The sequence below is a fragment of the Chitinophaga horti genome, assembly GCF_022867795.2.
Classification (GTDB): Bacteria; Bacteroidota; Bacteroidia; order Chitinophagales; family Chitinophagaceae; genus Chitinophaga; species Chitinophaga horti.
In genome coordinates, this window is sequence record NZ_CP107006.1 from 2,470,149 (window position 1) to 2,491,180 (window position 21,032).

The 21,032-nt window shown below is 50.9% G+C and carries 13 protein-coding genes; 4 read left to right on the top strand and 9 right to left on the bottom strand.

Annotation, left to right across the window (positions count from 1 at the left end; genetic code table 11):
* The first annotated feature begins 3 nt into the window (after window positions 1-3).
* Window positions 4-369, top strand: a complete 366-nt coding sequence (locus tag MKQ68_RS10050; protein ID WP_264283174.1) for a hypothetical protein — start codon at window positions 4-6, stop codon at window positions 367-369.
* On the top strand, window positions 344-703 hold the full coding sequence (locus tag MKQ68_RS25885) for a hypothetical protein (protein ID WP_432803740.1): 360 nt from the start codon (window positions 344-346) through the stop codon (window positions 701-703). The genes MKQ68_RS10050 and MKQ68_RS25885 overlap by 26 nt, the downstream gene beginning before the upstream one ends.
* Before the next feature lie 29 nt (window positions 704-732).
* Here MKQ68_RS25885 and MKQ68_RS10060 read toward each other — a convergent pair whose 3' ends face one another.
* Entirely contained in the window at window positions 733-1,515 is a 783-nt protein-coding gene (locus MKQ68_RS10060; RefSeq protein ID WP_244839100.1) for a DUF72 domain-containing protein, read from the bottom strand.
* Window positions 1,516-1,691: 176 nt separating this feature from the next.
* On the opposite strand from MKQ68_RS10060, the gene MKQ68_RS10065 reads away from it, so the two are divergent.
* Both MKQ68_RS10065 and MKQ68_RS10070 read left to right on the top strand, forming a co-directional pair.
* Entirely contained in the window at window positions 1,692-4,523 is a 2,832-nt protein-coding gene (locus MKQ68_RS10065; protein ID WP_264283176.1) for a M16 family metallopeptidase, read from the top strand.
* 199 nt (window positions 4,524-4,722) lie between these two features.
* Window positions 4,723-7,098 (top strand): ABC transporter permease, encoded by a 2,376-nt coding sequence (locus MKQ68_RS10070; protein ID WP_264283177.1) that lies wholly within the window; start codon window positions 4,723-4,725, stop codon window positions 7,096-7,098.
* Window positions 7,099-7,136: 38 nt separating this feature from the next.
* On the opposite strand, the gene MKQ68_RS10075 is transcribed toward MKQ68_RS10070, so the two are convergent.
* The 8 genes from MKQ68_RS10075 to MKQ68_RS10110 all read right to left on the bottom strand — a co-directional run bounded on the left by MKQ68_RS10075 (window position 7,137) and on the right by MKQ68_RS10110 (window position 20,891).
* Complete coding sequence (locus MKQ68_RS10075) at window positions 7,137-9,275, bottom strand: GH92 family glycosyl hydrolase (RefSeq protein ID WP_264283178.1); 2,139 nt, start codon at window positions 9,273-9,275, stop codon at window positions 7,137-7,139.
* A 90-nt stretch (window positions 9,276-9,365) separates the two neighbouring features.
* Window positions 9,366-10,103, bottom strand: a complete 738-nt coding sequence (locus MKQ68_RS10080) for a DUF481 domain-containing protein (RefSeq protein WP_264283179.1) — start codon at window positions 10,101-10,103, stop codon at window positions 9,366-9,368.
* 40 nt (window positions 10,104-10,143) lie between these two features.
* The gene (locus tag MKQ68_RS10085; RefSeq protein WP_264283180.1) at window positions 10,144-12,576 is read right to left on the bottom strand and encodes a carboxylesterase family protein; all 2,433 of its coding nucleotides are present in this window, start codon (window positions 12,574-12,576) and stop codon (window positions 10,144-10,146) included.
* Window positions 12,577-12,603: 27 nt separating this feature from the next.
* Window positions 12,604-13,704, bottom strand: coding sequence for an ROK family protein (locus MKQ68_RS10090; RefSeq protein WP_264283181.1), 1,101 nt, complete (start codon window positions 13,702-13,704; stop codon window positions 12,604-12,606).
* A 143-nt stretch (window positions 13,705-13,847) separates the two neighbouring features.
* On the bottom strand, window positions 13,848-15,128 hold the full coding sequence (locus MKQ68_RS10095; RefSeq protein ID WP_264283182.1) for a c-type cytochrome: 1,281 nt from the start codon (window positions 15,126-15,128) through the stop codon (window positions 13,848-13,850).
* An 8-nt stretch (window positions 15,129-15,136) separates the two neighbouring features.
* Complete coding sequence (locus MKQ68_RS10100) at window positions 15,137-15,706, bottom strand: redoxin domain-containing protein (RefSeq protein ID WP_264283183.1); 570 nt, start codon at window positions 15,704-15,706, stop codon at window positions 15,137-15,139.
* A gap of 87 nt (window positions 15,707-15,793) precedes the next feature.
* On the bottom strand, window positions 15,794-17,485 hold the full coding sequence (locus MKQ68_RS10105; protein WP_264283184.1) for a SusD/RagB family nutrient-binding outer membrane lipoprotein: 1,692 nt from the start codon (window positions 17,483-17,485) through the stop codon (window positions 15,794-15,796).
* A gap of 46 nt (window positions 17,486-17,531) precedes the next feature.
* The gene (locus MKQ68_RS10110; RefSeq protein ID WP_264283185.1) at window positions 17,532-20,891 is read right to left on the bottom strand and encodes a SusC/RagA family TonB-linked outer membrane protein; all 3,360 of its coding nucleotides are present in this window, start codon (window positions 20,889-20,891) and stop codon (window positions 17,532-17,534) included.
* Window positions 20,892-21,032: the final 141 nt, after the last annotated feature.

A 21,032-nucleotide genomic window follows, 5' to 3' on the forward strand; every position in this document is an offset into this window, starting at 1 on the left:
TCCATGCAACACTACCGCAAACTATTAGCCGCGGCCATGCTGATGATGACAGGCAGCAGCATCAACGCGCAAGACAGAACACAGGGCGAGATCACTTACACCATCCGCATTCCGATGGGCGACCGCATGAAGTTCTCACAGCCGGAACTCGCAGGCGTGTTTCCAGAAGTGCTGGAGCGCGAGGCCGTACTCATTTACCGGGATAAACAGGCCCTCATCAACACCGCCACCCAGCAAGAGATCACCAGCGATGATGGCAATGTAAAACTTATGATCTCCAGTGGTGGCGACGAAGCCCAGGCCTACCTGAACATGAACACGAAACGACTCTCCTACCTCGTGAATCTCCAGGGAAAAATATCTATATAAAGGCAAATTTGCGCCAGGCCGGGATACTACCGAGACGAGCGTTTCGAAGGAAACGGGTGAGACGAGGAAAATACTGGGCTACGAATGTCGTAAAGTAGTAGCGACACGCGGCAAGACCGTTGTCACCTATTGGTACACCACCGCAATACCTGCACTGGGCAGCCCGTTCGGCGCGATGAGCGATAAGGGCGTGGTGTTACAGATGGACAGCGAACCGCTTTCATTCAAAGCCGATGAGGTGCGTTTCAGGAAAGTAGCAGCGAGTGAGGTAGCGGAACCGACAGGGTTGCCGGTGATTTATGAGAAGGAGTATGCGGAGTTGAAGGGGCAGTAACCGGCGGATGAGTAGCCTGTTTCACCGGGCTACTCATGCTCCCTCACCAGTCTGTCCAACTCCCCTAAATTCGCCACTGCATCCCCAATGGTATTATTAAAATACACGAACACCTCCTTCCCTTCGCGCAGCCATCCCCGTATGCTTGCGGCATACTCCTCCAATTGCATTGGTGTATATCCGCCACGGTAATCCCCTGCCGGGCCGTGGAACCGCAGGTACACAAAATCGGCACCGGCATTCAGCCGGCTGTTGCGCGACTTGGGAATGTCGTGCAACACCACACTACAACGATATTCATCCGCCAGTTCATACGTTTCGCCAATATACCACGACGGATGCCTGAACTCCAGTGCCACCCGCCAGCCACGGTGGTCACCGATCGTATCGAGCAAAGCTTCGAGCTGCCCGAACGCGTCGACGGTGGTGGAGGGCGGGAACTGGATGAGCAGGCTGCCTTTCTTACTGCCTGCACCATCTATCACGTTCATAAAATGATGCACGGCCGCCGGGTCAAATGCCAGTTGCTTCACATGCGTGATGTCGCGGTGCAGTTTGAAGGTGAAGCGAAAATCGGCTGGTGTTTCGCGGGCCCAGCGATTAATAGTGACTGCCTGGGGTACTTTATAGAACGAGCTGTTGACCTCGATGCTGCTGAACAGCGATGCGTAGTAACAAAGTCGCGATTTGTCCCGGTAGTCGGGAGGGAATGCCTGTTTGTTCGGGACCGGCAAAACCAGGCCGCTGGTGCCGGACCAATAAAATCCTTTCCACATACCGGGAGCATGGCAAAAATCCTTCCAGGCGGCCATGGGAGGCGATCTGTGGTGTAAAATGGAGGGCGGTACATCCTTCAATCCGGCCGCTCATCCTTCCCAACCCTTTTCTGCTAACGGGAGAAGTATTATATTTAGCATCCCGTTTCCCAAAAGGGGTAACAATGAATAAGTTACAGCATCGAAATCAAAACCAAACCATTACTGCTCACATGAGTAAAAAATTCCTTGTGCTGGCCCTGATCGCCGGCGCCAGCTTCCAATCATTTGCACAGACGCAAAAAAAGGCCGCTCCTGTTGCAGCCGCTACAGAAGTAATGCCTGTAGACCCTGCCGTTAAGATCGGCAAACTGCCGAACGGCCTTACTTACTACATCCGCAAAAATGCCGAGCCGAAAAACCGCGCAGTACTCTTCATGGCCGTGAAAGCGGGTTCCCTGATGGAGACCGATGCGCAGCAAGGCCTCGCACACTTTGCCGAACACATGTCTTTTAACGGCACGAAGGACTTCCCTAAAAATGAACTGATCAACTACCTCCAGAAGGCAGGCGTGAAGTTTGGGGCCGACCTGAATGCCTACACCGGCTTTGACCAAACGGTGTACCAGCTGCCGATCCCGACAGACAGCGTAGCGCTGTTCCACAATGGCTTCAAAATCCTGGCTAACTGGGCAGGATATGTAACCATGGACGATTCGGAGATCGACGCGGAAAGAGGTATTATCGTGGAAGAAGAACGTGCCCGTGGTAAAAACGCACAGTCCCGCATGCAGAAAGAACTGCTGCCGGTATTGCTGAAAGGTTCGCGTTACGAAAACCGTCTGCCGATCGGTAAACTGGAAGTGATCCAGTCATTCCCGAAAGAAGAAATGCGCAATTTCTATAAAGACTGGTACCGACCAAACCTGCAGGGTGTAATCGCCGTAGGCGACTTTGATCCTGTAGAAGTGGAAAAGCTGATCAAGGAAAACTTTGGTCCGCTGAAAAACCCGGCCAATCCGAAACCAGCTGTTGCCTACACATTGCCAGACAATCCAACGCCACTGTACAAACTGGTAACAGATGTGGAGTTCCCCTATCATGTAGCGATGGTCATGATGCGTCACAAAGGCGCAACTACCAAAACGGTGGCCGATGCCCGTAAGAACATGGTGGTTAGTATGATCAACAACATGCTGACTGCACGTCTCAACGAGATCAAACAGAAAGGTAATGCACCATTCCTGGAGGCGCAGTTCAGCTCCGGTCCTTACCAGGGTGGTATGATCCCCGGCACCGATGCGACCAGCGTTGTAGCAGTATCGAAAAATGCGGAGGAAATGAGCAGTGCACTGAAAGCTGTAATGGCAGAAGTAGAGCGCATGGCACAATTCGGCTTTACCGCTCCTGAGCTGGAAGTGATGAAGAAAAATATTGAAGCCGGCAACGAGAAAGGTTACCTGGAAAGAGACAAAACACCGTCTGCTTCTTACGTGCAGCAATACCTGAAAAACTTCCTCACCGGCTCCGCGATCACTTCCGCTGATTACCGTTACGAGCTGAATAAAAAGCTGCTGTCGACCATCACCCTGGCCGAAGTAAATGCAGCGGCGAAGGCGCTGACTAAACAGCAGAACGTAGCCATCATCATTCAGGCGCCTGAGAAGGACAAAGCTAAAATGCCAACAGAGGCGCAGGTACTCGCAACGATCAAAGACGCTGCGAAAGGCCTTACGCCTTATGTAGACAATACCGTGAATAAACCTTTGCTGGAAAAGCAACCAGTTGCCGGTAAAATTGTGAGCGAAGAAAAACTCCAGGGCCTGGATGTTACGAAGCTGAAATTTTCTAACGGTGTAACAGTGCTGCTGAAACCTACAACCTTCAGGAATGACCAGATCCAGTTCGCCTCTTTTGGCGCGGGCGGTACATCCCTGGCGGATGACAAACTGGTAGAAGTAGTAGGCTACACCGGCAATATCGGTAGCGATGGTATCGGCGATTTCGACAACACGCAGCTGCGCAAACTGCTGGCGGGCAACACGGCTAACGTAGCGCCTTATATCAGCGACCTTCACCAGGGCTTTAACGGTGGCGCATCACCCAAAGACCTGGAAACAGCACTGCAGCTGGTATACGCTTATGCCACCAATCCAAGAAAAGACCAGGCGGCGTTTAAGCAGAACATGGACGATTTCCGTGTGATGCTGACCAACAAGAACGTTACGCCGGAAGCAGCTTACAAAGACACCATGAACGCGGTATTCACTTCTTACGCAGAACGTGAAAAAACGCCGGAAGTAGCTGACCTGCAGAAGATCTCCCTGGATAAGTCGTTCGAGTTCTATAAAGATCGTTTCTCCGATGCGAGCGGCCAGACCTTCGTATTCGTGGGCAACTTTGACGTAGAGAAAATTAAACCGTTGCTGGCAACTTACCTGGGTGGCCTGCCATCTACCGGCCGCAATGAGCAGTATATCGACCGCGGTATTCGTCCGCTGCCAGGCAAAGTTGAAAAAACCGTACGCAGAGGTATTGAAGATAAAGCTTCTGTACAGCTGACGTTCCACGGCAAATTCGACTACTCTGTAGAAAACAACCTGCAGCTGAATGCCCTGAGCGACATCCTCGAGTTCAAAGTACTGGAGCGCCTGCGCGAAAAAGAGAGCGGTGTTTACACACCAAATGTTGGCTTCTCTGCCAGCAAACTGCCTACGCCTTACTACTCGATCTCCATCTCCTTTAACTGCGCCACTGCCAACGTTGACAAACTTGTCGCTGCTGCATTGGACGAAGTGGAGCTGCTGAAAAAGAACGGCGCTACTGAAACAGACGTAGAAAAGTTCAAAGCCGAAACACAACGCGCACAGGAACTGAACCTGCGTGAAAACGGTTACTGGCTGAGCTACCTTACTTCTAAATACAGGAACGGTGACGATCCGTTAAGCCTGCTTACCTTCAACGAGCGCCTGAAGCTGGTTACGCCTGCTTCTGTGAAAGCGACTGCTGAAAAATACCTCAGCGGCAGCAACTTCGTAAGAGGTGTGTTGGTGCCTGAAAAATAGCGCTGATATCATTTGAATACTCAAGGGCTGGTTTATGGACCAGCCCTTTCTTTTTGCCCGCTCCCGTACAATCACCTGTCCGATTCCGGACGAATCTAAACCCTAACCTGTCAACTGTCAACCACTTAGCGATTGGCATAACCCTTGGGCGAACCTCATATGACGTGTGCGGTTGATCACCCTTTACAAATCGCAAAACATGCTTTACAACTACCTGAAGATCGCCTGGCGCAGCCTGTTGAAAGACCGCCAATTCTCCTTGCTCAACCTTGTGGGCCTTTCAACCGGACTTGCCACTACCCTGCTGATATGGCTGTGGGTAAGCGACGAGCGGCAAGTAGACCGCTTTCACCAGCACAGCGATCGTTTGTACCAGGTGATGCAGCACACGAAAGAGGAAGCCGGTATCAGCACCACTCCCAATACACCGGGCTTGCTGGCGGATGCACTGGCAAGAGAATTACCTGAAGTAGAACGCGCCGTCACCGTGGTTACACCTTCCTGGTTTTCGGCGGATGCGGTTATAGCGCTGGGCGATACCCGCATGAAGGCCGCGGCACAGTTTGCGGGCGGCGATTACCTTAGCATGTTTACGTACAAAGTGCTGCAGGGCGATACTGCGCGATTGCGGAACGACCGTCGCACGATTGCCATCTCCGACCAGCTGGCAGCAAAACTATATCCGGGGGCTCAGGCTCTGGGCCGCACGGCGAAATTCCTGTTCAATGAATTTAGTGGCGACTATGTAATCGCAGCCGTGTTCGAAAAGCCACGGCACACCAGCTCCGACCCGTTTGATGTGTTGTTCAGTTACGATCTCTTTCTCGAGAAAAGAACCTACCTGCGGGAATGGGGCAACAGCGATCCGGCCACCTATGTTTTGTTGCGTGAGGAAGCGGATGCAGGCGTCTTTAAGCGGAAGCTCGCAGGCTTTTATGCTGACAGGAAGCTGAACCCTGGCAGCAGCCTTTCCTCCAGGCTTTACGCCGATAAATACTTGTACGACCAATATACGAATGGTGTAGTGTCCGGCGGCCGCATCACCTATGTAAAACTATTCACACTCATCGCCGCCTTTATCCTTTTTATCGCTTGTATCAACTTCACGAATCTGTCAACCGCCCGTGCGGCCAGGCGGATGAAGGAAACAGGCATCCGTAAAGTAGCAGGTGCAACCCGCGGCCACCTGGTGTTGCAACATTTGGGGGAATCGATGCTGATCAGCATTTGTGCACTGTGCCTCGCAGTAGGATTACTATTCCTGTTGTTGCCGGCATTTAATCAGCTGACGGGCAAAAACCTCTTGTTGCGGCCGGACTTCCGGCTACTGGCAGCACTCGCAGGATTTACGCTGATCACGGGCGTATTGGCAGGGAGCTATCCGGCGCTGTACATATCCGGATTTAAGCCCGCATTGGCGCTGAAAGGCATATTTAAGTCCGGCCCCGGAGAAGCCTGGGTGCGAAAAGGCCTGGTAGTGTTCCAGTTTACGGTATCCGTAATGGCCATTTGCGCGGTGACCGTCATTTACAGGCAGATACATTTTATCCAGTCGAAAAACCTGGGTTATAATCGTGAGCAGATCATTCATTTTGAAATACCACTCGAGATGGACTCCGCCAAACTCGCAGCGGCAGAAAGCTTTGTGGCGGCCGTGAGACAGCTGCCTGGGGTTGTAGCAGCTTCAAGTTATGGACACGATTTGCTGGGGCAACACGGCGCGGTAGGCGATCTGCAATGGCCGGGCAAACCCGCGGACAAAAATGTCAACCTGGCCAACCTCGAAGTAGGTTTCCGGTTTTTACAGACCACCGGCATCCAGCTAAAAGAAGGCAGGTATTTCTCTGAGAACGCGAATGCCTCTCGCGAGCTAATTCTAAACGAATCGGCTATAAAAGCGATGGGACTTACAGATGCAATTGGTAAAACTGTAAAACTCTGGGGCAACGATCGCGAAATCGTCGGCATTGCGAAAGACTTTCATTTTCAATCACTTTACCATCCCGTTACGCCCTGCTTTTTCCAGGCGTACCCGGTCATGCCAAATGTGATCGTAAAAATACGGCCAGACCAGCAACAGGCCGCTATCGCCGCGGTGAAAGCCGAGTATGGCGACTTCTTCCAATCTCTTCCGTTCGATTACCGGTTTATGGATGATGAATACCAGGCGATGTATGCTTCCGAGCAGCGCGTGGCCGTGTTGTCGAAGTACTTCTCCGCACTGGCGGTACTCATCTCCTGCCTGGGTTTATTCGGGCTGGCGGCCTTTACGGCACAGAAGCGCCGGAAAGAGATCGGCATCCGGAAAGTGCTGGGAGCTACGGTGAGCAGTGTGGTGTTATTACTATCGAAAGATTTCCTGCGGCTGTTACTGATCTCCGTGCTGATCGCGTTTCCACTTATCGGTTACATCATGCACGAATGGCTAAACCACTTTGCTTACAGCGTAGGGCTCGGACCGGAAATATTCCTGCTGGCCGCAGCTGCCATGGCGCTGGTTACGTTGGCGACGATCAGCTTCCAGTCGTTGAAAGCGGCGCTAGTCAACCCGGTGAAGTCTTTACAATCTACCTGATAAAAAAAGCCGGCCCTGTAACGGGCCGGCTTATGCTTTTATTTAGTGGAGATGTCAATCGTACCTCCGTTCTTAAACACGTCGTGCGATACAAAGTAGCCTTTCAATGCCTGTCCGTTCACCTTGATGCCTGTAAGCGAGCGACCTTTGCCCGGTTTGCGGATGGTGATCAGTTTGCCGCTGTTCGTACGCCATTTGATCTCGTCAAAGAGTGGCACAGTGACCAGGTACTCCGGATCAGTGGCGGAATAGGTGTACAGTCCGGCCGCGCACAACACGTACCAGGCCGACATTTCACCGGCATCGTCCATACCACATAATGCGAGACCATCATCACCGATGCCATACAGGCTGTTGAGAATCGTGTCGATGATATGCTGCGACTTGGCGGGTTTGTCGATGAAATAATAAGAGAACGGCGCTTCATGGTCTGGCTGGTTGCCATGGCAATACTGGCCGATCATCGTTTCCACGTTACGTGCGATGTGTTTCGGGTTCCATGGAACGGTGAAGAGCGAATCCAGTTTTGATTCGAAACCCGCTGCGCCGCCGTAAAGTGCTACCAGTCCTTTCGGATCATGTGGTGCAAAGAAGGATACCTGCCAGGCATTCGCCTCGCGATACATGTATTCGTAGTAAGGGTATTGCGGATTGAACGGCGTGATCCAGCTGCCATCGGCAAGCCGGCCTCTCATGAAACGCGTGGTCGGGTCGAACATGTTTTTATAGTTGGACGAGCGGCCCATCAGGATGCGATAATTCGCGGTGTCGCCTAACGCTTTCGCCAGCTGTGCCAGCGAGTAATCATCATACGCATATTCCAGCGTTTTAGATACACCGGCGTGCGCCTTCGTTTCTACGTGCGGATTTTTCACATCCGGATCAGAGATAAAGCCCTTTTTGATATACTCTTCGATGTGTGGCCTTGCGCCCGGCACATTCGCGTTCTTCAATAAAATCTGGTAAGTACCTTTTACATCAAACTGATCGATACCGCGGAGATAGGCGCCAACGATCGAAGAAGCGCCATGGTCGCCGTGGAAGAAGGTTGGGATGAAACCTGTTTTGTCACCCACATCTTTCATTGATTTAATCACATCCAGCGCTACTTCCGGCGACAAAAGACCGAGCAGTACATCTTTATTGCGATACGTATCCCAGAGAGAAGGTTCTGTATAATAATTGAAATCAGCCTGCTGCACCTGGCGTTTTGCGTCTGTATACTGACCGTTTACATCACTGCGTAAAGCAGGCCAGAGGAACGAGCGGTACAGGCTGGAATAGAACATACCTTTCTGCTTTTCCGTTCCGCCTTTCACCTGGATGCGCGACAGCAGTTTTTCCCATTGCTGGTTGGCGCTGGTACGTATAGCGGTAAAGGATTTAGCGCCTATCTCCTTCCCGAGGTTCTGCTTTGCATTTTCCATGCTCACGAACGAAAGACCAATTTTCATTTCCACCGGCCTGGTACCATTGGCCAGATGAACGATCGCGTTGCCGTTACGTTTACCCTCTTCTTTTATATTGAGCTTTTCAATATTTGTATTCAGCTGCGCGTAAAAGTAGATGCGTTCACCGGTCTGCTGAAAGCCCTGTAACACATTATTGCCTACCTGCTCTATTTTCCAGTTCGATACCCGGTTGTTAGAGCGGGCGAGGTCGAACAGTATCTGCCGGCCGGAGGCTTGTTTATACGTGTATTGATGGTAGCCGCAACGCAGCGTAGACGTCAGTTTCACGTCTACATCGTAATCATCGAGGTACACCTGGTAATAACCTGGCGCCGCACTTTCCCGTTTGTGCGAAAAGTGAGAGCGCAATGTATCGCCCGGATTAGACATCGGCAGCACCGGGATGTTACATAAGTTCCAGTGGCCTTTGTTGGTGTGCGTGAAGCCGTAAATAATGTTATCCTCATACTCGTAACCAGCACCCGAGCCATATTCGGTCATCGGGCTCAACTGCACCATAGCATTAGGTAACGAGCTGCCTGGGAACGTGAGTCCGGCCCAGGAGCGCCAGCCATCGGGCAATTCGTAGCCGAGTATCTTTGGATCGGTGAGTGGCGCGGTGCCAATAAATGTGTTCACATAACGGGTGTACTGGGCCTTAACCGACGTGGAGGCAAGTAGCGACAATAGTACGCAACGGGAAAGTAGTCTGATCTGTTTCTTCATTAGCTTGCAAAAGTTTCCTATGCCGCCAAATGTAATGCGTTATGCCTCCTGTGTTCAAAAAATTACATAAGTGGTTAAAATAGTACCAAGCTAGAAGTACTTCTCCATGGTGATCCCATAGTTGACCAGCAAGTTCTCGCGACCGGTCCGGTTGAGGCGGTTGTAATTCAAGGCGGCTGTAATGGCAAGCCAGGAGCGCAGTTTCACCGATACAGAATTGACGCTTTTCAGGATGTAATCATTTTGTTTCGTGAACGACTGCTGCCAGAACTGCGAGCCTTCGAGCACGATGATACTTTTGATCGTCCATTTATAATACACGCGCAGTGAGTTACGCACGGTCTGGTACTTGTCCGGGATCGTATCTTCCAATATCAGATCGCTATGCTCGAATAACGGGCCGTCGCTTATATTCAGCACTGCCGTAGGTGTTCTGATCACATCATATGCCACCCCTGCACCTCCCTGGAAGCGGTTATTGATCTTTAACGAGTAACTGCGGTCGTAGGTAGCAAGGCCCCAGTAGAAGAATCGTCGATTGCCGGCATACAAATTAAAGTTGAGGGATGCGGTAACGTCGTTATTCGTTTGTTCACTGTTTTGTGCACCGTACACGTAACCGGCATCGGCATTCAGCACGATCTTCTTTTTACTGATCTTAAAAGCGGCGACATTATTCAGGAGATAAGAGCGGCCGTCATTTGTCTGGTTGATCGACCCTGTGGAGGAATACTTCGCGTAATAATGCACAGAATCGGAGAACTGTGCGGCCACATTAAGGCTACACAGCACTCCGATCCATAAAAAGAGACATATCCGGATAATCATGCCGCCCAGCGCACAATTAACGTGCCTGAATCGGCTCAAATTAGTCTGCGGCTACCATTTCGGCGGGGTCCAGCTTCCATGCATAATCATAGAACCCAGCCAGTTTAACGCCGCTGGCACCTTGCTCCAGCATGCTGGCGGAATATACCATGAAGTCGGCAAAACCGCTTGCACCGGCAAAATATTGGTTGGCATAGGCTGCTTTCATTCCTTCCAGCCCGGAACCCGTTACTACGGCTACGGAAGCGACATCGGAGCCTTTTAACGGCCACACAAAACTTGCGCTCAGGCCGGCACCGTTCCAGGTTTTACCGGCGGCAGTTACTTTATTGCGCGACACCTGTATCGGACAATCCGCCAACAGGACGCTCCACGCTTTATTAGTGCTACTGTTGCCGTAAACAATTACGCCACGGTCTTTGTAGCGGGCAGCGGAATAATCCTTGTCTGCGATAATATCCACCGCGCCATTGCCGCGATAGTACCACGTTTCAGCATCATATCTTGCTTTGTTGAGGCTCCACTCGTTTTCTGCTGCGTTTCCACCGGTGCTGTACACAAACACCATACGATGATTAAATCCATCCTTTAACGTACCGTAACGATGTGGGCCTTTTTCTGTCAGCGGCGCTTTGGACGCTGTTTTGCCGTTAAGCAGGTATACCTGCTGTCCGGCCGTATGGGAACTTTCCACACCATCGATCGTTACTTTTACAGTAGCGCCAGGTGTAAACTCAGACAGGTCGAGGCGCAACAGGCGTACGTTTTCGGTAGTGCCGCTGATCGTGTTGGCCGTTTTATTCCTGTTTAGCCTGATGCGGCTGTATTGTAGCGGGTGCAACTGCTGCTGGATGGACGCCCAGCGGTAGGCATCCGAAATACCGGGACTTGCGGTCATGAAATCGATATTGTTTACGGCAGAATCTACCGGACGGAGATGCCACTTGAAGAACTCGAAGATCGGCTTCCAGTCTACACTGATATCACCGAACCAGTGTTCGCCGCCTGGGTATTCATTGTAGCTGAAGTCTGCATGAAACTTACCCAACAATTCACGCATCTGCCTGGCATAATTTACAGATACCGTACGATCCGCATCACCATGAAATACATATACCCCCAGCGGTTTATAGTTCGATACCAGTTTGATCACATCACTCTGGTTGCCTGCACGCAGCAACATCTGCTCCATCGGCACACTGCTGCTATCCGGGATAAGTCCATCGGCCGAGCCATAACCTTTCAACGTTGGATAACCGGCACTGGGCGCAATAGCAGCCCACTTGTCGGGGTACGTAGCCCCCAGGAACCAGGTGCCATGGCCGCCCATAGAGTGCCCCGTGAGGTAAACATGTTGCGGATCGGGCTGAAACTTTGCACGGGCAATGCCGAGCACTTCCAGCGCATCAAGCCGGCCCCAGTCTTCCCAGTTAAACCCGCGCGGACGGCGGTTCGTAGCAGCTACGAGCGTTCCCCAGTCTTTAGGTTGATACGCCCTCGCCTGCCCTATTGCTTCTACGCCGGCGCCATGCACCGAGAGAAACAAGGCCGCACCGGGTCGCGGACCGTTTACCTGTGGCGTTACCGCGTAGTATTGCAGGCTGCCATCGATCTGGCTGATGAAAGTACCACTGTATTGTTTGCCTTCCGCCACCGCTTCTACTTCTACGGCGGATTGGTCCAGCACACGGCCTTTCTCCACCAGGGCTACCTCGCACGACGTTTTACCCACGGCGTTCACTGCACCTGCATCAAAATAAAAAGGAACTTTACGTGTAGACATAGCCGGTATAACCGGAACATCAGACACCATCGACTTGCCTTGCAGCGTCGCCCGAAGTTGCAGGCCTTTCAGTTCTTTGGCGGAACTGTTGATCACCACGATCGCGCCCTGCAAAGTATCCTGCGCATGGTTGGCTCTGATGGAAGGCATCGTCGGATCTTCCGTATTCAGCTGCACCATTTTTTCCGGCAAACTGAGACTGGCGGTAATCGCTACGCCACGAACGTATATTTCGTTTAATCCTTTTTTAAGTTGTACCGGGATGTACAGCCAGCCCGAGCTATATGGATCGCCGGCATGCGGCACCCCGTTGAAATACAGGCCACTGTTGCCTTTGACATTCAACACGGCCGTACGCGCTACCGGTGATTCGTACGTGAGATAAAAGTACGCACCACGGCCAAAGTTGCCACCACCGCGGCCCATACCGCGACGAAACAAACGATTGGCACTGTCAGCCGTTACCAATTGCCATGACTGTCCTGCCTCAAACGCAGCACCATCCACAGGTTGCTTCAACGTATTCGTGTAAAGCCGGTAAGCCAGCAGGTCGGAGTAAATCGCCTCACGACCGTAGCGTTGCGGACTTGTCACCTGCAATCCTGTTTTAAACTGATGCAGCGTTTGTGCGTCTGATTGTGCTATTGGCGCGGTGGCCAGCAGCAGCAATGCCCATCTGATTTTTTTCATACCCTTCATAAAGCTTAATGGACGCGCCTAAGAGAACGCCCGGATCTTTTTATGATTCAACTTATATTCCTTTACCTTATTTTCCATCACCAATGCTACCGCTCCTATCAACTCCGCCTGGTAACCCAGCGTTGATATGGCCAGTTGCGTATTGGCTGCCAGCCGCGGAATGCTGTGCTCATTGAGCGCCTGCTGTACGGGCGCTTCCCACACCTTGCCGGCCGCCGTTCCGCGACCGCTCAAAACTACCGACTGCGGATTCATCAAATGAATAAGGATCGCGACAGCCTTGCCGATATCGTAACCGGTCTTCGAAAGCAATTCCACTACGAAACGATCTCCCCGGTGTGCTGCTTTTACGATCGACTCCCAGTCTTCCTGTGCATGACCGGCGGGGAAGCCGTCGCCGAGGGCGGACAGCCTGCCGGAGCGCAGACCATTGGCGGCCTTTTCTATGACGACTTGCAGGGAGGCTTCGGTTTCCAGGCAGCCGCTTTTGCCGCAGCTGCATAATTTGTTGTTGTTAAAAATCGGGATGTGACTAAACTCGCCCGCAAAACCGTCATGGCCGCGAAATAGTTCGCCATTCAGGATCATGCCCAAACCAATGCCCCAGCCGATATTGATGACCGTCACATTTTTCTTATCGCGGGCGGCACCAAAGCGGAACTCCGCCAGTGCAATCAGGCTGGAGTCGTTATCGATATAAACGGGTAAGCCCAGGGCATCCGTCAGGTATTCTGTAATAGTTTGATTGCCGTTAAAAGAGATCGAATAATTGATGCCATTTTCAAAGTCCACGAAGCCGGGCATCCCGATACCTACGCCTACAATCTTTTCACTGGGAACGTCGGCGGCGATGATCACTTCCCGTATGCGTTCCATCAATTGAGCGATGGCGCCCGGGTTATGATTCAGCGGAAGCTCAAATTCCGTTACTGGTGTTACAGGGCGGTTTTCCATATCGAGCAGCGCAATGCGCGTAAATACCTGGTCCATTGCTACAGACACGACGAACATAGCATCCGGCCGCATCGCGTAAATAACAGGCCGCCTGCCACCACTGGAGGGTGCATAGCCCGATTCTACGATAGAGCCTTCGTCCAGCAAATCCTCTATCACTTTCATGACATGCGGTATGCTTTTGCCCATTCGCTCGCTCAGGTCAGTTGATGACAACTTACCTGAAAAATAAAATTCCCTCAGGGCTAAGGCCCGGTAAAAATGTTTATTGACCATATGCTCCCGGTGCTATTCTTTTTACAAAAACGTCACTCTAATACCATCTGCTCGTCGCCGGGCTGGTATTGAGCGTAAATCAGTAACAGCGTAAACATTTCATCATCCGATTTCATGTTTCCACTTGAAAAAACATACTTCGGCGGTTTATTGGGGTTCACCGGATTTGCCGCTGTATTATCGTAGGTGCCTTTCATATGAATAATGGATCCTTGCGGTATCTTCACCGGCTTTTTAAACCGGTATAACTCCTGCCAGCGAAAGTCCCATTCAGGGATGTGCACCAGCCGTATCGTATCTTTTGCAGGTGTAACCACAAAAGCTTCGAACGATTTCCCCAACAGGTGCATGTGCGGCCATACATACAACAGTGACTGTTCCTCCGGCGTACGCATCTTCAGTTCATAACTGCTTACCGTATTAGGCCTGATCACCAGCGCCGGCGTAATATCCCGCTCTCCCACTCCGCCGGAACCCACACTGATAATTCGTACCGGGCGTTTTACCGGTCCATCTTTAAAGTAGACATTGACGCCCACTACCGACTCTTCATCCGCCGCTATGGCAGCGTAGTGCGCCGTAAAGATCACCACGCCGCGGGCAGGCAGTGCCCATCCGAAATCGCCGGGATAATACTCTGTCGATGATCCTGGTATCCAGCCGGTGTAGTACACCATTTCCTTTTTAAAAGGCTGAAATGCCAGCACATTCGCCTCACGGTCCATCGTATTGATCGTGCTTACCCCTGCGTTTATATCGATTGCTTTATCGGCCACGCGATAAAAACCGTAGTTGATATGATGAATGATTTTACGATTGTTTGTTACCAGCTCTACGGCCTCCACCGTTTTATCGGCAGGCAATTCGAACGGTACTTTAAACTCCACGAACCTTTCGAGGTTATCGCCCTTCACGAGGAATTTGGTTTTCGTTTGCAGCACCAGGTCTGGCTTACGATTCGTCGCAGCAGCAGTAGCCTCCACGTCCACCGGTTTACCTTTTGGGCCTTTTGCTTTGATCCAGGCCAGTATTTTCGTGCGCTCTTCAGTCGTTAGTCCGCGCTCGTTCGCGAAGTGCCGGTACGCCGTGTCGGCGCGCCACGGTGGCATGTAGCCGCTGGTAATTACCTCTTCTATAAATGAAAGGCGTTTGGCGTAGTCTTCGTACTTCAATAATGGAAAAGGGCCTGCATCGCCCGGGCGGTGGCAACTACCACATTTCCGGACCAAAATAGGCGCTACGTCTGAAAAAGTTTGCGCTTGTGAAGCAGAAAAAGAAAACAGGAATAATAAGATGAGTAAACGCTTGGGCATACCGTTAATTATTGGCTGATAAAACAACCCACCGCTGACGTAGCTGCCGGGCTGATTGCTTTATGCTGTAAAAAATGATCGATCGCGTCGCGAAGATAATGATGTTCGGCCTTTATCTTCTTTTTGCCCAGGCTGATAGCCCAGTCGTCGATTGCGCCCTTGTAGCGTAATACGCCCTGATCGTCGTAGAGAAAAACTTCCGGAGTGATGGAGGCGCCGCTGAAATTTACCAGCGTTAATTTTTTATCCTGCACCAGGTCAAAATCTATTTTGTATTTATCTCTGAAAGCTTTGATCTCTTCTTCATTGTTACTGTTGCCTGGAAACACTCCTACCACCTGCAGGTCATTTTTCCAGGATTGTTGAATTTCTTTCAGGACAATGGAGTAGTTGCGGCTAAGCGGGCAGTCCGGGGAAAGAAATACAATAGCAGTAAGCTTTTTGGCAAAGCCGGGTAAGGTCAGGGGTTTTCCTTCCAATGTTTTTAGCCTGATGCTTTCGTTAGATTTAGATTTTGGCTGCTGTGCACTTGCTGATAAAAAAAAGAGGCAGCCTGCGATCAAAATGATTAGTCTCATACGGCGGTGCTCATTTTTTTGATACAGGTAAATTCAAACCGGCCTTTCACCGGTCTGAATTTACTGTAAATATTGCTTAACGGAGTACTATTTCTTATCCCACCAAACGCGGCCTGTGATGTCGGTAAGATCGCCCAGTTCGGGATCTTTCTGCATTTCTTCGATCGCCGCCTTGCGGTTTTCGTAGTTCAGGTCGGTGATCGGCGGCATGAACAGTGACCAGCGGCGCGGCATTACCTGCTCAACGCCGTTGTTCATGATACGTTCTGCCTGGAACACAACGCCGGTCGGGCTTGGGTAACCAGTTCTCCTGATATTTGCCCACAATTCGCTTGGGTTTTTCCAGTGGTGAAAGAACTGCTGGATGGCGATTTGTTCAACACCTTTTGCTGGATTGTACACGATATCCGGGTGATTTTTATAGGCGGTTACTTCCGCTGTACTCAGCGCTACGTATTCAGCTACGTTCGCGTCCTTACCCCACTGGTCATAATCTGCGCAGGAAGCATCAATACCTTTGTAATACCATTCAGCCGCATTTTCAGCAGTAATACCTCTTGCTGCCAGTTCTGCACGCATGAAGCATACCTCAGCGTAGGTGATTACAGGATAGTTGAGGAAACCAAGGCCGACGGCGCGGTTAAACAGTGCCTGTTGCATGTAAGATACGTAGGCAGTAGTACCGGTGATGTAGTTGAAATAGAACCTTGTAGCCGGGTTGTTCTGAGCATCCGGGCTGGTCGGACGACCACGGTAGGTTTGATAAACCTCTGAAGCGGCGATCGTACCGTTTGCTTTAAATGTGTTGAATTGCGCTTCGGTAAGTGCCACTTTCTGGTACATGATACGCATACGCGGATCGGTAGTTTTGTACTGGAAGTCGATAGACGCTTTCTGACCGGAAAGTGCCGCGGCCAGGTTATAGTTACCACCATTACCTACGTTCTCGCCACCTTTAAATACCCAGTTGGAAGCCCTGCTGTTGATAGGACCCACGGCATCTGTCAGCACGCTGTTGATGATCGCTGCGGCTGCCTGTGGTTTTCTTTTCAACATACGCATAGCGATACGCAACCTCAGCGAGTTAGCCGCCTGCGCCCAGTTGAGCGACTCGTTACCTGTACCACGGAAGTACAGATCATACGTACCGAGCTTTTTCTGTTCCACAGATGGTGGTGCGCTTAAAACTGCCACGGCAGCCTTCAGCTCGTTTTCCAGTGTATCATAGAGCGCTTCCTGTGTATCAAATTTAGGCTTTAGCAGCGGGGGATCGGTGTAGCGGGCACGCATACCTTGTGTATAAGCAACACTTCCTATCGCATCAGAGAGGTTGAACGCGCCATACGCCATTGGAACGTAGGAAATCGCACGCATGTGTAAGTGCTTCGCTCTCTCACCTGCCGGCATTTTATCAATTACCTCACGCAGCCCCAACATTGCACCACCCGCACCTGTTGTTTCGCGGAAGTACAAGTTATCGTAGCGATACGGATAGCTGGAAGCTGTAGTAGGTGTTCTGAAACGGGTAATAATACCGCTGTTACCGCCCAATGGCACCCATGCACCTATCCAATATTCGATGTTACGGTTAAAATCGTAGTACGCTTCAAAGTCGTTCGTATGCAATGCAAGCGGCGCATTCGGGAACAACATTTCGGGCAGTACAACAGTCACGCCCACCTGCGATGGGTCTGTGTTCAACTCTGCATACCTGTCGCGGCTACATCCCATAGCCAGCAAAACTGCCGCAAAGCTTACATTTATGAATATTTTCTTCATGTTATTTTCGATTATCCTGGTTGTTAAAATTTAGTTCAAACACTTCTTAGAACGTAGCATTCAGCGAGAAACCGAACTGCCTGAAGTAAGGCGTACCACCTCTTTCCATGAAAGCACCACTGCTCGTAGAGCTCAGGTTATCAGGGTTTACGTCATCCGGAGCGCTGTTGTACAGGAAGCCAAGGTTACGGCCGATGATGGTAGCCCTTAAACCGTTCAGTTTAAGTTTGTTCACCAGATCCAGTGGCATGTCGTAGCTGAGTGACACTTCACGCAAGGACACCCAGGAAGATTCGAACATAGATGCCTGGCGGATACCGTTACCCCAACCGTAAGTCAGGTTGTAGTAGTCAGCAGCAGGTGTTGGTTTCAGGTAACCAGCATCGTAAGCCTGCTGAGCAGTCATACCGCTAAGATCGTGTGCCTGGCCATCTGCGCTGGCGCTTGCAGGCAGGTTGGTACCAGGACCGAATACCCCATTAGGAATGATACCGTCATTACGTTGACCAGGCTGTCCCGCAGAGGTGCTCGTATAAGGCAAGCCACCCAGTTCGGCGTTACGACCATACAACGTGTGGGCGATTACACCATATTGGGAGCCATAACCATAAGTGTTTGAATATACATCACCGCCAATCTTAGCGTCCAGGAAGGCGCTCAGCGAGAAACGTTTGTAGTTGAAGGTATTACGCAAGCTACCCAGGAACTTAGGCAGTGTAGAGCCCATCACCGGATCGCTTTCTTTGCCAACGGTAGGATTGTAGCTTTGTGCACGGCGATAGAATACTACAGGATCGCCGAAGTAAGTACCGGAACCGTTGGTAGAGAGGCTCAGCAAAGGCAGGCCATTCAGGTTGCTCTTTACAGGATTACCGCTGCCATCAGTCGCCTGGTAGTAAGCATAACCGTAACCACCTCGGATAGCGCCATAATCACCACCCGCTTCTGCTACAGAGTAAATACCGTCACCACCGTCGAGCATCTGGTACTTAGCACCCAACGCGAGGCTCATGATCTTGTTGCGGTTGCGGGTATAGTTCACGAGCACGTCCCATGAGAAATCTTTCGTTTTCACCGGTGTACCGAACAATTGCAGTTCAATACCCACGTTCCTTACTTTACCACCGTTGGTCAGTGCAGACCTCACACCGGAAGTAGGCTCTACGTTGAAGTCCTGGATCTGGTTTTTAGAGTCCTGGGTATAGAAGGTGAAGTCACCGCCTAACCTGTTGCGGAGCAATTTGAACTCCAGACCAGTCTCGAATTTAGCGTTACGAACCGGGATCAGGTTAGCGTTGCCGAGGGCAGAACCCAGGTAGCCATAACGAATGATCAATGCGCCGGTGTTATCGCGGTAAGAATCATATGCTGTAAATGCACCAGTGCTTGTGTTGTACGGGAATGTACCACCACCAGCTTCTACGTAAGAAGCACGCAGTTTCACGAAGTCGAGACCAGTTACCGGTACGAGATCGGAAATTACGAAGGCTAAGTCAGCACCAGGATAGAAGTAAGAATAATCACCGTGTCCGTCAGGATATACCAGTGTGCTGTTCCAGTCATTACGACCGTACAGGTTCAACGTCAGGTAGTTTTTGTAAGCGATGCTACCCTGGAAGAACAGAGAGCCTGTTTCACTCCTGTTAGGTTTACCCTCGTTGATTTCTACTGTACCCGCAGAGTTAGAGATACGGTAGAAGTCGGGGATCACCAAGCCACGGGTTTTCATGTAAACGTTCACTCCATTTGACTGGTTCATCTCAGCACCACCCTGGAAGAGGATGTCGAAATCATTCACCTTTTTGATCACACTCAGGCTACCGCGATAGCGATACTGTCTGATGCCAGAGTTGCGAACAGCATAGTTACCACCGGCGAAACCAACGCCTGTACCGCGCTCTTTACCTGTATAATTAGTCTGCAGGTCATTGATGGATGCAGTACCGTCGAAACGCAGCCACTCTGTAAGATCTGCACGCATGTTTAAACCAGCGCGGAAGTTAGCTTCGCGTTGCTCATACCTGTTTTCGAAGACCTTCCAGAATTGTTCTGTCGCGTTAGTGGGATCCAGCGGATTAACACCACCACGAGCAGTATCTATGTAATTTTTCAGCCAGTAATTCAGGTCATAGTTTCTAGGTACAGAATAGCTGGTCGCATACATAATCGCACTTTCACCCTGGAAAGCAGGGTTCAGCGATTTGCTTTGGGTGTAAGACGTGTTCACATCTAACAAAACAGCTTTAGACGGGCGGTGCGTTGCGCGGAAGGCGAAGCTGTTCCTGTCCATGTTGTTGTTAGGTGTAGCAGACTGAGACCCCATGTTGGAATAAGAAAAACGGAAAGTCGTTTTATCGTTACCGCCATTGATACCGATGTTCGTATTACGGGTCATACCAGTACGGTACAGGTCCAGCGGGTTGTTTACACCAGGATTGTTAGCGCGGTAAACACCGTTATAGTCACGGAACATCTGGCCTTTCATTTCCGGGCCGAAGTTGGTGTAGTAATCATCGCTGATCACCAGGGTATCATTTACATTGCCCCAATCTTCCGTATTTACGCCAGCACCGAAACGGTTCTGTTGTTTAACAGTTTTATAGGCCTGCTCCCACATCATGGTATGTGACAGCGTTACACCCAAACCTTTCTGAGAGAAACCTTTTTTGGTTTTGATCACGATCACACCGTTGGATGCGCGGCTGCCGTACAGCGCCGTTACCGCACCACCTTTCAGGATGTTTACGGACTCGATATCATCCGGGTTAATGTCTTTCAACACGTTACCGAAGTCCTGGTCACCACCACGGTTGTGGATTACTACCTGGTCGTCCATGACGATATCGTCCACTACGATGAGTGGCTGGTTACCATAAGGATCAAGGCTCGCGGAACCGCGAATCTGGAAACGCACAGATGCCTGGGGGCCACCTGCGTTGGGCGACACCTGTAAGCCTGGCACCATGCCTTGCAGCGCGGAGATCGGGTTTACAGCAGCAGTTCTGCGGATGTCGTCACCAGAAACAGTAGTAGTAGCGAAACCTGTGCTTCTTTTAGTACGGTCGCCATAACCTGTAGATACTACCACTTCTTTCAGTGCGCGTTGGTCTTCTGCTAAAGTAACGTTAACGGTCGTATTGCCCGTCAGCTTTACTTCTTTGCTTACATAACCTACGTAAGATACTACCAGCGTGGCATTGGGAGAAACCGAGATGCGATAGTGCCCGGTTTCATCAGTGAGAACGCCGTTTCTCGTACCCTTCTCCACTACAGTAGCTCCTAAAACCACTGCAGCTTTACTGTCCGAGACGATCCCGCTCACTGTTACCTTTTCCTGAGCCAGGAGTGGCGTTATACTGCCGAATAGCAGCACCGCCAGCATGAGAAATGCATAAAATTTTCGCATTGCGATGTGATTTTGGTTAGAATTGTAGTTATTGAATAAGCCGATGTTTGTTCGTGGAAAAAGCAAGCCCAGGCCCCGTTTACGGAGCATTCAACATGCCTGATAAAATATTTGATGACGTTATTCCGGATTCACTGTTCG

Coding starts and splice junctions, on each gene's coding strand:
- MKQ68_RS10050 (WP_264283174.1), top strand. CDS start 4: ATGCAACACTACCGCAAACTATTAGCCGCGGCCATGCTGATGATGACA.
- MKQ68_RS10060 (WP_244839100.1), bottom strand. CDS start 1,515: ATGGCCGCCTGGAAGGATTTTTGCCATGCTCCCGGTATGTGGAAAGGA.
- MKQ68_RS10065 (WP_264283176.1), top strand. CDS start 1,692: ATGAGTAAAAAATTCCTTGTGCTGGCCCTGATCGCCGGCGCCAGCTTC.
- MKQ68_RS10070 (WP_264283177.1), top strand. CDS start 4,723: ATGCTTTACAACTACCTGAAGATCGCCTGGCGCAGCCTGTTGAAAGAC.
- MKQ68_RS10075 (WP_264283178.1), bottom strand. CDS start 9,275: ATGAAGAAACAGATCAGACTACTTTCCCGTTGCGTACTATTGTCGCTA.
- MKQ68_RS10080 (WP_264283179.1), bottom strand. CDS start 10,103: ATGATTATCCGGATATGTCTCTTTTTATGGATCGGAGTGCTGTGTAGC.
- MKQ68_RS10085 (WP_264283180.1), bottom strand. CDS start 12,576: ATGAAAAAAATCAGATGGGCATTGCTGCTGCTGGCCACCGCGCCAATA.
- MKQ68_RS10090 (WP_264283181.1), bottom strand. CDS start 13,704: ATGAAAGTGATAGAGGATTTGCTGGACGAAGGCTCTATCGTAGAATCG.
- MKQ68_RS10095 (WP_264283182.1), bottom strand. CDS start 15,128: ATGCCCAAGCGTTTACTCATCTTATTATTCCTGTTTTCTTTTTCTGCT.
- MKQ68_RS10100 (WP_264283183.1), bottom strand. CDS start 15,706: ATGAGACTAATCATTTTGATCGCAGGCTGCCTCTTTTTTTTATCAGCA.
- MKQ68_RS10105 (WP_264283184.1), bottom strand. CDS start 17,485: ATGAAGAAAATATTCATAAATGTAAGCTTTGCGGCAGTTTTGCTGGCT.
- MKQ68_RS10110 (WP_264283185.1), bottom strand. CDS start 20,891: ATGCGAAAATTTTATGCATTTCTCATGCTGGCGGTGCTGCTATTCGGC.